At 34.3% G+C, this 14061-nt stretch carries 12 protein-coding genes and 1 tRNA gene; 10 read left to right on the top strand and 3 right to left on the bottom strand.

The window, feature by feature from the left end; all coding sequences use genetic code 11:
• From BOW57_RS02125 to BOW57_RS02135, 3 genes are all read left to right on the top strand, one after another.
• Entirely contained in the window at positions 1-1584 is a 1584-nt protein-coding gene (locus tag BOW57_RS02125) for an MFS transporter (RefSeq protein ID WP_129052881.1), read from the top strand.
• Positions 1585-1841: 257 nt separating this feature from the next.
• Positions 1842-2498: an HAD family phosphatase gene (locus BOW57_RS02130; protein WP_129052882.1), complete on the top strand. Its 657-nt coding sequence runs from the start codon at positions 1842-1844 to the stop codon at positions 2496-2498.
• 407 nt (positions 2499-2905) lie between these two features.
• Positions 2906-3139 carry a hypothetical protein gene (locus BOW57_RS02135; protein WP_129052883.1) on the top strand — a complete coding sequence of 78 codons (234 nt, stop codon included), beginning with the start codon at positions 2906-2908 and terminating at the stop codon, positions 3137-3139.
• 175 nt (positions 3140-3314) lie between these two features.
• On the opposite strand, the gene BOW57_RS02140 is transcribed toward BOW57_RS02135, so the two are convergent.
• Complete coding sequence (locus BOW57_RS02140; RefSeq protein ID WP_129052884.1) at positions 3315-4160, bottom strand: class I SAM-dependent methyltransferase; 846 nt, start codon at positions 4158-4160, stop codon at positions 3315-3317.
• Between the two features lie 490 nt (positions 4161-4650).
• Positions 4651-4732 (bottom strand) — tRNA-Leu (locus BOW57_RS02145).
• Positions 4733-4841: 109 nt separating this feature from the next.
• Between BOW57_RS02145 and BOW57_RS02150 the strand changes: the two genes are divergently transcribed.
• From BOW57_RS02150 to BOW57_RS02170, 5 genes are all read left to right on the top strand, one after another.
• Entirely contained in the window at positions 4842-6230 is a 1389-nt protein-coding gene (locus BOW57_RS02150; protein ID WP_089055944.1) for a dipeptidase, read from the top strand.
• A 513-nt stretch (positions 6231-6743) separates the two neighbouring features.
• On the top strand, positions 6744-7166 hold the full coding sequence (locus tag BOW57_RS02155; protein WP_129052885.1) for a hypothetical protein: 423 nt from the start codon (positions 6744-6746) through the stop codon (positions 7164-7166).
• A gap of 21 nt (positions 7167-7187) precedes the next feature.
• The gene (locus BOW57_RS02160) at positions 7188-8150 is read left to right on the top strand and encodes a DUF6624 domain-containing protein (protein WP_129052886.1); all 963 of its coding nucleotides are present in this window, start codon (positions 7188-7190) and stop codon (positions 8148-8150) included.
• Entirely contained in the window at positions 8147-8521 is a 375-nt protein-coding gene (locus BOW57_RS02165) for a BlaI/MecI/CopY family transcriptional regulator (protein WP_089055942.1), read from the top strand. Before BOW57_RS02160 ends, BOW57_RS02165 begins: the two co-directional genes overlap by 4 nt.
• Positions 8518-9981, top strand: a complete 1464-nt coding sequence (locus BOW57_RS02170; protein WP_129052887.1) for a M56 family metallopeptidase — start codon at positions 8518-8520, stop codon at positions 9979-9981. Before BOW57_RS02165 ends, BOW57_RS02170 begins: the two co-directional genes overlap by 4 nt.
• 199 nt (positions 9982-10180) lie before the next feature.
• Here BOW57_RS02170 and BOW57_RS02175 read toward each other — a convergent pair whose 3' ends face one another.
• Positions 10181-11545 (bottom strand): saccharopine dehydrogenase family protein, encoded by a 1365-nt coding sequence (locus BOW57_RS02175; RefSeq protein ID WP_089055940.1) that lies wholly within the window; start codon positions 11543-11545, stop codon positions 10181-10183.
• Positions 11546-11730: 185 nt separating this feature from the next.
• Here BOW57_RS02175 and BOW57_RS02180 point away from each other — a divergent pair, with 185 nt between their 5' ends.
• Both BOW57_RS02180 and pckA read left to right on the top strand, forming a co-directional pair.
• The gene (locus tag BOW57_RS02180; protein WP_089052459.1) at positions 11731-12117 is read left to right on the top strand and encodes a DUF423 domain-containing protein; all 387 of its coding nucleotides are present in this window, start codon (positions 11731-11733) and stop codon (positions 12115-12117) included.
• Between the two features lie 206 nt (positions 12118-12323).
• Positions 12324-13928: a phosphoenolpyruvate carboxykinase (ATP) gene (gene pckA, locus BOW57_RS02185; RefSeq protein WP_129052888.1), complete on the top strand. Its 1605-nt coding sequence runs from the start codon at positions 12324-12326 to the stop codon at positions 13926-13928.
• Positions 13929-14061: the final 133 nt, after the last annotated feature.

The raw sequence follows: 14061 nt of genomic DNA on the forward strand, positions 1-14061 counted from the left end.
ATGGAAGATAAAAGTATTTTTAAATCTTGGGTTCCAAAATGGGCAATCATTATTATTTTGTTTGTCTGCCTTTTGCATTCCATGATTTTATTAGGAGTTTATACGTCAAACGTAACCTACGCAGCAAGTTTTCTGGACATTGAGCCAGAAGATCTACAGTTTGCGATGTGCGTTACGTATGGAACTTTGCTGGCAACGATTTTGATAGAAAGTAGGTTTTCGAGTTTTTTCCCTGCAAAAAACTATCTGATGGCAGTCTATTCCTTAATTGGGATTACGATTGTTTCATCGGCGTATATTACCAATTTTTATCTTTTTTTAATGCTGAGAATCGCCGAGGGAATCCTGATGGCACTTCCGGTAATTACAATCAGACAATTATTGATCGAGCAGTTTAATTCTAAAAACGCTATTATAATCGGGTTTTCGTTTTACTACGGTTCGCTTTTATTGTCAACGCCTTTTATTATGAATATTGCGGTTTGGTTTCTCGATCATTATGATTGGAAATACATGCTGTATGTTTCGGGCGGATTGCAGGTTTTGAACGTCTTTTTAATCTTAGTTACTTTTCGTGGGCACCGAATTACAAAGAAAATTCCGTTGTATCAAATCGACTGGATGAGTTATTTTTTGGTTTTAACTGCCATTCTTTGTGGTGCCTACTTTTTTGTTTATGCCGAGAAAAAATATTGGTTTGATTCTTCTCAAATGGTTTTAACCTTGATGATTGCTTTAATTTCGGGAGGTTTGTTCATCTTTAAAGAACTTTTGGTAAAAAGACCAACTTTTGATTTTGAAGTCTTTAAATACGCCAATCTACGAATCGGGTTTTTATTATTTTTCCTTTTCTATATCAGCAGAGCAACGCTGAGTCTTTGTCATTCGGCAATGTTTTCAATTTGGAATTGGGATCCGTCGCGCGTTGCGGGCGTGCAATACATAAACGGACTAGGAAACGTAATTGGACTTATTTTAGCTGCTTTTTTTCTGATGAAATCGGTTTCTACGAAAATCATTTTTATGATTGGTTTTACGTTAATTGCCATCTTTCATTTTTGGTTTACGTTTCTGTTTGTACCCGATGTGGCTTTGTCTGATATTATTGTTCCGTATGTTTTACAAGGAATTGGAGTTGGGTTTTTATTCGTTCCTTTAATCTTGTTTACAACATCTTCGGTTCCTGCAAAAATGGCGGTTTCTTCCGGAATTGTTGGAGTTTCTGGGCGTTTTTGGGGAAGCACAATTGGTTTTTGCGTGATGCAGAATGCGGTTGTTTTCTTAAACAAAAAACACTTTTTAAAACTAAGTCAGTTTGTAACTGGTGAAAATCCCGAAGCACAGCAAACCATAGCTTCAACAGCGCAGAGTTTTATAGCAAAAGGATATTCGGCAGATAATGCGAATACTTTGGCCTTAAAAAAAGTTTTCGGAACAGTTGCTAAACAAGCCACTTTATTAGCCGATATGGAAATTTATACCATTGTGGGTTATGGTTTAGTAGTTTTGATTATTCTAATTGCGTGCAATCAGCATTTGAGACAGACTATGACTTTGGTTAAAAGTAAAATTTGGATAGGATAGTTTTGTTTCAGGTTTCAAGTTTTAAGTTTTTTTCGCATTTTTTGTCATTTCGAGGAACGAGAAATCTCCGCAAGTAACGCCGCAACGAAAAGCTAATCTTTGTCGAGCTTCTCGTGGGGATTTCTCGTTCCTCGAAATGACAAACAGTACGCTTAAGACTTTACTTCAAAAAAAACTTCGCGAATCTCTGCGGAAAATCTCCACGCAACTCTACGGAAATAATTATCTTGCAACCGTTAAAAAAACAAAAAAATAAAATGAAACAGCAATGTGTAATTTTTGATATGGATGGTGTGATTTCGCACACGAATCCGCATCATGTAAAGGCTTTTGAGGCGTTTTTCGATAAATATAATGTTCCTTATACCAATGAAGAATTTGAAGAACATATGTACGGAAAACACAATAGTTATATCATGTCGCATTTCTTCAAGCGTCCGATTTCAGGAGAAGAATTGATAAAACTCGAAGACGAAAAAGAAGGAATGTTTCGTGAAATTTATAAAGACAAAGTCGATACGATTCCACATTATTTGGATTTTTTAAGCGAATTAAAAGTTCGCGGATTTAAAACGGCTGTTGCAACATCGGCGCCGCGTGCGAATCTGGATTTGATTGCAAACGCTTTGAAAATCTCAGACAAAATGGATTCGATGATGTCGAGCGAAGATGTTACACATCATAAACCAAACCCCGAAGTTTATCTAAAATCGGCAGAACGTGTAGGAGTTTCTCCTTCTGATTGTGTGGTTTTCGAAGATTCTTTTTCGGGTATTACAGCAGGGCTAAATGCAGGAATGAAAGTGGTTGGTGTTTTGAGTACGCATACAAAAGAACAGCTTCCGCCATGTAGTTTTTATATTAATGATTATAGTGAGATTAATGTCGATAAGGTTTTAGAATTATTGGGGTAAATAAATTCCAATCTTTTTAAATCCCAAATTCCAAATACAACGAGGAACCTTTGTCAAAGTTTTAAATTTTGACAAAGGTTTTTTGCATAATTAACCGCAATCTTGTCATTTCGACGTAAGGAGAAATCTTCGCGAGAAGCTCGACAAAGATTGGCTTTCCGTCGCGGAGTTACTTACGAAGATTTCTCCTTCGTCGAAATGACAAACTAGACAAATTTACTTTGTCTAATAATAAAGCTATATGAATTGCCTCCTACTTTACGTGGAGGTTTTTTTATGTTTGAAAGGAAAAGCTTTAGTTGAAATTCGATTTTCTATACGAAAAAAAGAATTAGAGTTGGACGCATATATGCGTCCAAATAAAATTTAGTTCGAATGATTTTTGTAATATTTTAAAATCAAAAATTATGAGTATAAATAATCTTTCTGAAGAATTTGAAACCAGATTAAAAGATTTTTTTATTGATATTATCGACCCAAAAGATATGGCAAAATCAATACGACAAGTAAATTATGCACTTTCGTTATGTTCCATGCGAGGATGCGAAACATTAGAATCTGAGTTATCTAATATCGATGATAATTTTTATTGGTTGAATAGATTGGCAGAAATTTTAGATCCTTATTTGGATGTGGAGTAAACAAATTATTTAAAACAGAAAGTTATCACAAAGTACTGTCATTTCGAGGAACGAGAAATCACACTCGTATATGCACAAAGATTGGGGGTTTTCTTTGCGGAGTTTCTAGTGCGATTTCTCCTTACGTCGAAATGACAAAACTATATGGATTTTAGGATTATTTATAAGTTCAAAATCATTTCTCAGCGGCAATCACAAGTGCGTTTCCATCGATGATTACATTTCCGTCAGGGAATTTTTCATTTACTAAAGCAAATACTTCTTGTTTGATTTTTTCTCTCATTTCATCATCAGCATTGCTGAGTGCAGCAACAAAAGGCGCTGCAATTTCTGTGATCAGATTCCAGTAGACCTCTGCAGTACCGCAGTTTAATTTGCCAGTCAGTTCTGTTTCTGAAGTATTTTTAAATCCTGCTTGTTTAAAAATATCTGTCATTAAACCATTTTTCGAACAGCGAAACATTCCCGGAGCTTCGGGCGGAGGAGGTGTGAGTTGCATGTTTCTGTTGATCGTTCCGCCAACAGCAGTGACCCAGAAATTTTTCTCAGGTCCGCTCCAGACTGCGGTTGCGATTTTGCCTCCGGGTTTCAGAACTCGATACATTTCTTTGGCCGCCAAAAGCATATCAGGAAAAAACATAAAACCCATTCGGCAGCTTATAGCGTCGAAAGTATTGTCGTAAAAAGGAAGTTCGCTTACATCGCAAGCTTTAAATTCGACATTTGTAATTCCTTTTTTAAAAGCATTTTCGCGGGCAATGGTAAGCATATCGTCGGCGAGATCGGTAATAATGACTTTTCCGTCAGAAAGCATCGCTGCGATGCTCAAACCTGGTTCGCCGGTTCCAGCCGCGACATCTAAAATTACGTCTGATCCTTTCGGGTTTATCGAACGAATGATTTCATCGGCAAAAGGCCTCATAAAATCCAGAATTTCATGATCCCATTTTTTCCAGCCTGGAGAAAATTTGTTCCAAGATGCTTTCTGTTGTTCCCGTATTTCTTGAAGTTGTGGTTCCATTTTGTTTATTGTTAGGTTGTTGAAAACGAATTTTATAACCGAAACAAAATTTGGGGAATTTGTTCTGCAATAGGCAAAGAGAAGAGTTTATTGGCAGATTTTTTTAGATTGGCAAAGATACGGAAGAAATTTTTTTAGTGAATTGGTTTTGGTGTTAATTATTTGATTTATAGTGTTTTGATTGAGTTTTTTTATTCGTCAGGATGAATTTCCACAAAGTTTGTCATTTCGACGTAAGGAGAAATCTTCGCAAGAAACTTCGCGACGGAAAGCCAATCTTTGTCGAGCTTCTCGTGGAGATTTCTCCTTACGTCGAAATGACAAAAATATTAAAAACATAGCCAGTGGTTTTAACCATTGAGGCGCATTCATTATTGACAATCTATGTCTCCCGAGGTTGAAACCTCGGGCTATATTAAAAAAAACGGAATAAAGTAAAAACGAGAAGTCAAAAAAAAAGCTTCTGAAAAATATTCAGAAGCTTTTTTAGTGCGGATAATAGGACTCGAACCTACACGCCTTGCGGCACCAGATCCTAAGTCTGGCATGTCTACCAATTTCACCATATCCGCGTAATTGTGGGTGCAAAGATAAGCATACTTTCGAATATTCAAAGAAAAATTTCAAAAAAATTATTAATTCTCTTTTTTGTACTTTTGGATTTCTATAAAAATAATTTAAATGGAAAATATTAAGTCCTACGTTCAACAACATAAAGATCGGTTTATCAATGAATTGATCGAATTATTAAAGATTCCGTCGGTAAGTGCTGACACCGCATACTCACAAGATGTTATTGATACAGCAGAGGCTGTAAAAGAAAGTTTATCAAAAGCAGGCTGCGATTTTGTCGAAACTTGCGACACTCCGGGTTACCCAATTATCTACGGAGAGAAAATTATAGATCCAAATCTTCCAACGGTTTTAGTTTACGGACACTATGATGTTCAGCCGCCAGATCCATTAGAATTATGGACTTCACCGCCTTTTGAACCTGTTATAAAAACTACAGAAATTCACCCAGAAGGTGCAATCTTCGCGCGTGGAGCGTGTGACGACAAAGGTCAGATGTACATGCACGTAAAAGCGCTTGAATTAATGGTACAAAGCAACACTTTGCCATGTAACGTAAAATTCATGATCGAAGGTGAAGAAGAAGTTGGTTCGGCAAGTTTGGCTTGGTTCGTAGAACGCAATCAAGAAAAACTGAAAAACGACGTTATTTTAATTTCTGATACGGGAATGATTTCAAACCAACAGCCATCGATTACAACTGGTTTAAGAGGTTTGAGTTATGTTGAGGTTGAAGTTACTGGTCCAAACCGCGATTTACATTCTGGTTTATACGGTGGAGCGGTAGCAAACCCAATTAATGTTTTGGCAAAAATGATAGCTTCGCTTCATGACGAAGACAATCATATTACGATTCCAGGATTCTACGATAAAGTTCAGGAATTATCTGCAGAAGAAAGAGCTGAAATGGCAAAAGCGCCTTTTAGTTTAGAAAAATATAAAAAAGCTTTAGACTTAAATGATGTTTACGGCGAGAAAGGTTATGTAACGAATGAGCGCAATTCAATCCGTCCAACATTAGACGTAAACGGAATTTGGGGCGGTTATACTGGCGAAGGTGCTAAAACAGTTATTGCGAGTAAAGCTTTTGCTAAAATCTCAATGCGTTTGGTTCCAAATCAGGATTGGGAAGAGATTACAGAACTTTTCACGAAACATTTTACAAGTATTGCACCAGCTGGAGTTACAGTAAAAGTGTCGCCGCATCATGGAGGACAAGGCTATGTAACGCCAATTGACAGCATTGGATATCAAGCTGCAAATAAAGCATATACTGAAACATTTGGAGTTCCTGCAATTCCGGTTCGTTCTGGAGGAAGTATTCCGATTGTAGCTTTGTTTGAAAAAGAATTAAAAAGCAAAACGATTTTGATGGGATTTGGTTTAGACAGCGATGCAATTCACTCGCCAAATGAGCATTTTGGAATCTTTAATTACTTGAAAGGAATTGAAACGATTCCGTTGTTTTACAAATATTTTGTAGAGCTTTCTAAGTAGTTTTTTTAACGCAAAGAATGCTAAGAATTGTACAATCCTGATAGCTATCGGGAGCTAATATTTTTAAAAGTTCGCAAAGCTTCATCAGATGGCTTTGCGAACTTTGCGTTTATAAACTTAACCTAAAAAAAACCTTGCGCTCTTTGCGGTTAAATAAAATGACCACAAAGAAGTGCCAAGTTTTTTAAGGTATAAATCCGTTCAGAAATGAGCGGATTTTTTTTTGAAAAGTTCAAAGGTTTTTTCAATTGCCTCCAGCTTTAGCTAGAGGCAATTTATTTAGGATTACTCTCTGTTTCTTGGAATTTTTTTTCAGAATCTTTGTCAAAGTTTTAAGCTTTGACAAAGAAGGAAAAGACCTTTGTTCCTTTGAATCTCTGCCTCTTTGAGCCTAAAGCCTTAGTCCCTTAGCAATTTAGAATCTCAGAACCTTTAAAAAAAAAACTTGCATATTAAAAATTTAACTCTACATTTGTAGAGCAACATCTATAATTGTAGAATTAAAAGCTGAATATGAAAAACCTATTTTTATTACTTCTTTGCGGATCATTACTTTTGAGTTGTAAAAGCAAACCAATTAATCAGAAGATTGACAAGAAAAAAGAAGGTGTTTGGATAGATGATTATACACTGGATAATGTTAGATACAAATCGTATGAGTATTACAAACACGATGTGCCGGTAAAAAAATGGAAATCATATATAGGCGGAAAAATTTATAAAACGGAGAAGTATAAAAATGGAATTTGTATTTTAAGGGTCTATTATGAGAATGGAAAATTAGAATCAAAAGGAAAAACAAAATTAGAGTTTGATGGAGCCTTGGCGCATTGGTTTTATTTTGGAGAATGGAAATTCTATTCGGATAATGGAAAATTAAAAGAAATTAGAAACTATGATAACGGCAAATTAATATCTGAACAAAAGATAAAATAAATCACTAATCAATTTTGATCTATGAAAATAATAATTGCTTTCTTTTTTATTACGCTGAATATTGGTTTGATACAATCTCAGACTTATAGAGATTTTGTTGCAAAAGGAGCTTCTTGTTATAATGTAAAAGAGTATAAGAACGCTGTTTCTTATTATGAAAAAGCATTTAAAATTGAACACAAATCATCTTCAGATTTGTACAATGCAGCTTGTGCGGCGGCTTTAAATAATGATGATAAAAAAGCTTTTAAGTGGCTGGATTTGGCAATTGATAATGGATATGAAAAAATTGCACATATTAAAATAGATAATGATTTGAAATCGCTGCATGATAAGAAAGAATGGGAGCAGACAATTAATAAACTTCAGAAAAAAATAGATATTCTAAGCGTCAATTATGATAAACCGCTTCAACGGGAACTTTTGGATATTTATACGGAAGATCAAGGTATTCGAGGAGAATTTATGAAAGTTTATAAAGACCCTGCGTCTGACAAAAGGAAAATTGATAGTATTGGTAAAATAATGAACAAAAAAGACAGTATTAATCTGGTAAAGGTTATGAAGATACTGGATGAAAAAGGCTGGGTTGGAAAGGATAAAATAGGAGCACAGGCAAATCAAACCTTGTTTTTGGTTATTCAGCATTCTGATTTAAAATATCAGCAAAAGTATTTACCAATGATGAGAGAAGCGGTGAAAAAAGGCAACGCAAGCCAAGCGAACTTAGCATATTTGGAAGATAGAGTTGCTTTAAGAGAAGGTAAACATCAAATTTATGGAAGTCAGTCTGCAAAAAATAAAAAGACAAATCAATGGTATATATCGCCTTTGATAGATCCTGATAATGTAGATAAAAGACGCGCTGAAGTGGGACTTGGTCCTATTGCCGAATACGCGGCAAAAATGAATATCGACTGGAATCTTGAGGCTTATAAGAAGGAATTACCTGAATTGGAAAAACTTGAAAATATTAAACAATGACACAATTATCAAACTCAGAAGAACAATTAATGGAGCATCTTTGGAAGCTTGAAAAAGCTTTTATGAAAGATTTGCTAGAAGCGTATCCAGAACCAAAACCGGCAACGACAACCGTTGCAACGCTCCTGAAACGTATGATTGATAAGAAATTTGTTGCATATAACGAATTTGGAAACTCAAGAGAATATTATCCTCTGGTTAAAAAAACTGATTATTTTTCGAAACATGTAAAAGGATTGATTAATAATTTCTTTAATAATTCGGCCTCGCAGTTTGCTTCGTTTTTTACAACCGAAACAAATTTATCAGCTTCTGAACTAGAAGATCTTAGAAAAATAATTGATTCAGAAATTCAAAAAAAGAAAAAATGACAGCCTTTCTTATAAAATCGACAATAGCATTGTGTGTACTTCTTGGAGCTTACCATTTGTTTTTAGAAAAAGAAAAATTTCATAGGTTTAATAGGTTTTTCTTAATTTTTAGTCTTCTAGTTTCTTTTGTATTGCCTTTCATTACGATCGAAATTATACAAGAAGTTGCAAGTACTGCTAATAATAGTGTGATAGTTCCTGGGCAGATTACAGCAAGTGTTGTAAAAGAGGAAACTCCTTTTTACTTGATTTTCGGCTGGATTTTATATGGGATAGTGACCGCTGTTTTGTTTTTTAGATTTACGGTTAACTTGTATAAATTGATAAAAAAATCAAAAATGGGCGTAAAAATAAAACATCAAAAAGCAACATTGGTTTTGTTGCAAGAACAGACGCTGCCATATACTTTTTTGAACACCATTTTTATAAATGAATTGGAGTATCAAAACAATAAAATAGAAACGGAATTATTTACGCACGAATTAATTCATGTCAATCAGAAACATTCTCTTGATATTTTACTAATTGAAATAATTAAAAATGTTTTTTGGTTCAACCCAATTTTTATCTTCTATAAAAAAGCAATACAACTCAATCATGAATTTCTTGCTGATGAAAAAGTTGTACAATCACATAACAATGTTTCGTTTTACCAGAACTTATTACTGTCTAAGGCGAATCAAAATCCGGTATATTACTTGGCCAGTAATTTGAACTATTCTGTAACTAAAAAAAGATTAATTATGATGACAACCACGACATCTTCTTCAAGGGGATTCTTTAAAAAGACAATTCTTTTACCATTATTTACTGGGCTTGTGTATTTTTTATGTACTAAGACTGTAGCGCAAGAAGTAAAAGCAAATAATGAAACCGCACCAAAAAAGAGTTCTTATGCAACGTACTATGATAAGACAACTTTTAAAATTAAAAATGATAAAGGAGTTGTCGTGACGGAGAAAAAATACAAAGAGCTTACTCCTGCAGAAAAAAAAGCGGTACCAAATGTACTTGAGGGATTAAAATTTCCTCCAACTAAAGAGGAAATGGATACAAGGATCGAAAAAGGAGGTCCGGATACTGTAGAAATTGATTTGTATGACCCAAAAAATCAAAAAGTAAAAAAAGAGGAAGGTACAGTTTATAAGACAGTTGATTTAAGTGAGGATCCAACTTATCCAGGAGGAATGGAGGCGTTTTATAAGTTTGTTGGACAGAATTATAAAACACCTGTAACGCCTGCAGATGTAAAGTTGAAAGGCAGAGTTTACATTACTTTTGTAGTAGGTAAAGATGGAGCTTTGACTGATTTTAAATTATTAAGAGATATTGGATACGGATCGGGTGATGAGGCAATTAGAGTGCTTAAGCTTTCTCAGAACTGGATACCGGGTAAAGTTAACGGTGAGCCAGTTGCTACGATGTACAGTTTACCAATTACAATTCAAGCAGAAAAATAGTTTTTTTTGAGATGCAAAGGTTCAGAGGCACAGAGGTGCAAAGGCGCGGAAGTCTTAAAAAAAACTTTGAACCTATGCGTCTCTGAAGCTTTGTCCCTTTAAAAACAAAAAAAATCCGCTTTCAGAAATATCTGGAAGCGGATAAATAAACTAAAAAAAAATTCTAAAAAATTCTAAAAAAAACCAACTTATATCAGATTTAAAATAAATCTGGATTATATCCAAAATAAGGCATAGTTTGTTCGTTAAAAATAACGCCATGCTCTTCTAATTCTTTCAAAATAGGTAAGTAAACTTCTTTTTTTATAGGAAGCTGTACCCCAGGGGTTGTGATTTTTCCGTTCAAAATCAGCAAAGTCGCCATTGCAACAGGAAGTCCAACTGTTTTTGCCATTGCAGTATAAGTTTGATCGTCACCAATGCAGACCATTTTCGAATCGATTTGCTCTTTTTTGCCGTTTAGCTCGTATCCAAATTTATGATACATAACAATCATGTCTTTGTCTTCTGGTTTTAGAGCCCAGCTGTCCGTTAAGATTTTTTCTAAAATTTGAGCAGGAGTAGCATTTGGCAGGTTTACTTTTTTGTCTGGATTAAATAAATCCAATTCTAAAAGTTTGTCCCACATAATATCATCTTGATCAATCTTTAAAATTAATCGTGTTTTAATTTCTACAGAATCTGTTGGGTGATATGGAAGAAAAGAGTTCACAAATTGTCGGTAACTCATATTCTCAGAATCTTCCATAATATAGCTGTCGTCTGTCATGCCAAGTTGTACAAACATATTCCATGCTTTAGAAAAACCAACTCTTCTTATTGTTCCTCTGTATAAGGTTAAAATATCATCTAAACCATATATAGACCTATATTTAAGAGAATCTCGATTAGAATAAGCTTCAAATTTCCCGTAATCTTCTACTTCCAGAAACTCAGTTCTACGAAATAAAGCACTGTACGGGATATATTTATAAGTTCCTTCTTGAATAAATTTTGCTGCACCGCCTTGCCCTGCCAAAACTACATTTCTAGGTGCCCAGGTAAATTTGTAATTCCATAAATTATTGTCACATTCTGGTGCAACCAAACCTCCGCAAAACGATTCAAAAAGAAGCATATTACCTCCTTTTGATCTAATTTCGTCAATAACTTTCATGGCGCTCATGTGATCAATTCCCGGATCAAGGCCAATTTCGTTCATGAAAATTAAGTTGTTCTTTTTTACTTCTTCATCAAGAGCCTGCATAGCATCGCTTACATAAGAAGCAGTAACTAAATGTTTTTTAAATTGAAGACAGTCTTTTGCTATTTCAATGTGTAAATGTGCCGGAAGCATTGAAATTACAATCGAAGCTTTTTCAATGGCAGCTTGTCTTTCGTTTGTATTAAAAATATTTAAAGCAATTGGAGTTGCATTAGGATGATTTTGCGTTTTCTTTTCGGCTAAAGCCAAAGATAAATCGGCCACAACAAGATGCAGGTTTTCACTTTCAGATTTTGAAAGTAAATAGCGTATTAACGAAGATGCTGATCTTCCTGCTCCAATTATTAAAATGCTTCTCATAACTTAATTATTTAACACAAACATATTAAAATGTTATAAATATAACAAATATAATTTTAAAAATGATATTTTTTTTATTCGCAATGAAACTTATAAATGCAATTAATAAATGAAATATCTTTAAAAGTAAAATGAAAATTGGATAGGAAGAGGTATTTTTGTGTAAATATTAAAAGTTTATAAAAATGAAAAGAAAAATAGTTTTAACAGGCGCTTTTATTGGAATGATAGCTATTATTTTTGGAGCTTTTGGAGCCCATTTATTAAAGAAATATTTATCTATTGAAGAGTTAAATACTTTTGAAGTTGGTGTTCGTTATCAAATGTATCATGCGCTTTTTTTACTTTTTCTTTCAACAAGAAAAGAAATTGCCGAAAAAACTGTTAAAACAATCTATAATCTGGTAGTTGCAGGGGTAATTCTATTTAGCGGATCTATCTATTTACTAGCTACAAAAAGCTTGACAGTTTTTGACTTTAAAATTATTGTATTCGCAACGCCTTTGGGTGGTTTCTTATTAATTCTTGGTTGGTTGGTGTTATTTCTTGCTATTTTGAGGAAAAAATCATAAAATCTCGAATAAAAAATTCTATCTAAAATTAAATCTTTAATTTTGTCTCATAAATAACATATAACGTTACTTATGTGAATTTTTATTGCTTTTTGTCAACAGTGATAAAAAATATAACAATTTGCAAACTCGAGATTAACATCTTAAGTATCAAGTAAAATTATATTTGTGCACCAAAAAAAATAACACACACAACATTAAATTTTATGGACAATAACACACTTTTTGCGCAATCGATTTCGTTAAAAGATTTAGGGATAGAAAATGCAACGGTTCGGTACCAGTTAAGTGCAGATGAACTGCATGCTATAACTGTGCAGTCAGGACAAGGTGTTGAAGCCTCTACAGGTGCTTTGGCAATCAACACAGGTGAGTTTACAGGACGTTCTCCACAAGATCGTTTTATTGTAAAAGACAGTATAACTGAGGATAAAGTTTGGTGGGGAAATGTAAATATCCCTTTTTCGCCAGAAGCTTTTGATAAGTTATATAATAAGGTAACAAAGTTTTTATCAAACAAAGAAGTATTTGTTCGCGATTCTTACGTTTGTTCTGATAAAAATTACAGACTAAATGTTAGAGTAGTTACAGAAACTGCTTGGTCAAACTTGTTTTGCTACAACATGTTTTTAAGACTTGAAGAGTCTGAATTAGCAAGCTTTACTCCAGAATGGACGGTAGTTTGTGCACCAAGTTTTATGGCAGATCCTGCTGTAGACGGAACACGTCAGTCTAATTTTGCTATTTTAGATTTTACTAAAAAAGTAGCACTTATTGGAGGAACAGGTTATACGGGAGAAATGAAAAAAGGAATTTTTTCAGCTTTAAATTTCATTCTTCCAGTTTTCAAAAATACACTTCCAATGCATTGCAGCGCCAATGTTGGTAAAGATGGTGATACAGCAATTTTCTTTGGTTTATCTGGAACAGGAAAAACAACTTTATCTGCAGATCCAGAACGTAAGTTAATTGGAGACGATGAACACGGATGGACTGCTGAAAATACAGTTTTCAATTTTGAAGGCGGTTGTTATGCTAAAGTAATCAACTTATCTGAAGAAAATGAACCAGACATTTTTAGAGCAATCAAAAAAGGAGCGCTTTTAGAAAATGTAGTTTTCAAACCAGGAACAAACGAGGTGGATTTTGATGATGTTTCAATTACTCAAAACACACGTGTAAGTTACCCAATAACACATATTGACAATATTCAGCCGGGATCTATTGGACATAATCCTAAAAATATATTTTTCCTTACAGCAGATTCATTTGGGATTTTGCCTCCAATTTCTCGATTAACTCCGGGACAAGCGGCTTACCATTTTATCTCTGGATATACTGCAAAAGTAGCAGGAACTGAAGCTGGAGTTACAGAACCACAGCCTAATTTCTCTGCTTGTTTTGGAGCGCCTTTCATGCCGTTACATCCGACAAAATATGCTGAAATGTTAAGCAAAAAAATGAAAGATGCTGATGTAAAAGTTTGGTTAATAAACACTGGTTGGACTGGCGGACCTTACGGAACAGGAAGTCGTATGAAACTTAAGTACACTCGTGCTATGATTACGGCAGCATTAAACGGAGAGTTGGATAATGTAGAATACAAAAATCACGCGGTTTTTGGAATTGCAAAACCACAATCTTGTCCTAATGTTCCAGTTGAAATTTTAAATCCTAGAAATACTTGGGAAGACAAAGATTTATACGATAAAAAAGCGCTAGAATTAGCTCAAAAATTCAAAGCTAATTTCGCAAAATTTGAAGAATTTGCCAATGCTGAAATCTTAGCAGGCGCACCGATTATAGAATAAGAATAAGGGGGATTTTTTTAATTCAAATTAAAAAAGCTGTTCATTACGAACAGCTTTTTTTGTTTCAAGTTTTTGATGTTTAGTCACAATTTAAAGTGTCATCCTGAGCGAAGTCGAAGGCTCTTGCATTGTA

The organism is Flavobacterium sp. YO64 (genome assembly GCF_004119505.1).
GTDB lineage: Bacteria > Bacteroidota > Bacteroidia > Flavobacteriales > Flavobacteriaceae > Flavobacterium > Flavobacterium oncorhynchi.

What these genes read in the sequence shown, in the direction of transcription:
- BOW57_RS02125 (WP_129052881.1), top strand. Translation starts at nt 1, where the DNA reads ATGGAAGATAAAAGTATTTTTAAATCTTGGGTTCCAAAATGGGCAATC.
- BOW57_RS02130 (WP_129052882.1), top strand. Translation starts at nt 1,842, where the DNA reads ATGAAACAGCAATGTGTAATTTTTGATATGGATGGTGTGATTTCGCAC.
- BOW57_RS02135 (WP_129052883.1), top strand. Translation starts at nt 2,906, where the DNA reads ATGAGTATAAATAATCTTTCTGAAGAATTTGAAACCAGATTAAAAGAT.
- BOW57_RS02140 (WP_129052884.1), bottom strand. Translation starts at nt 4,160, where the DNA reads ATGGAACCACAACTTCAAGAAATACGGGAACAACAGAAAGCATCTTGG.
- BOW57_RS02150 (WP_089055944.1), top strand. Translation starts at nt 4,842, where the DNA reads ATGGAAAATATTAAGTCCTACGTTCAACAACATAAAGATCGGTTTATC.
- BOW57_RS02155 (WP_129052885.1), top strand. Translation starts at nt 6,744, where the DNA reads ATGAAAAACCTATTTTTATTACTTCTTTGCGGATCATTACTTTTGAGT.
- BOW57_RS02160 (WP_129052886.1), top strand. Translation starts at nt 7,188, where the DNA reads ATGAAAATAATAATTGCTTTCTTTTTTATTACGCTGAATATTGGTTTG.
- BOW57_RS02165 (WP_089055942.1), top strand. Translation starts at nt 8,147, where the DNA reads ATGACACAATTATCAAACTCAGAAGAACAATTAATGGAGCATCTTTGG.
- BOW57_RS02170 (WP_129052887.1), top strand. Translation starts at nt 8,518, where the DNA reads ATGACAGCCTTTCTTATAAAATCGACAATAGCATTGTGTGTACTTCTT.
- BOW57_RS02175 (WP_089055940.1), bottom strand. Translation starts at nt 11,545, where the DNA reads ATGAGAAGCATTTTAATAATTGGAGCAGGAAGATCAGCATCTTCGTTA.
- BOW57_RS02180 (WP_089052459.1), top strand. Translation starts at nt 11,731, where the DNA reads ATGAAAAGAAAAATAGTTTTAACAGGCGCTTTTATTGGAATGATAGCT.
- pckA (WP_129052888.1), top strand. Translation starts at nt 12,324, where the DNA reads ATGGACAATAACACACTTTTTGCGCAATCGATTTCGTTAAAAGATTTA.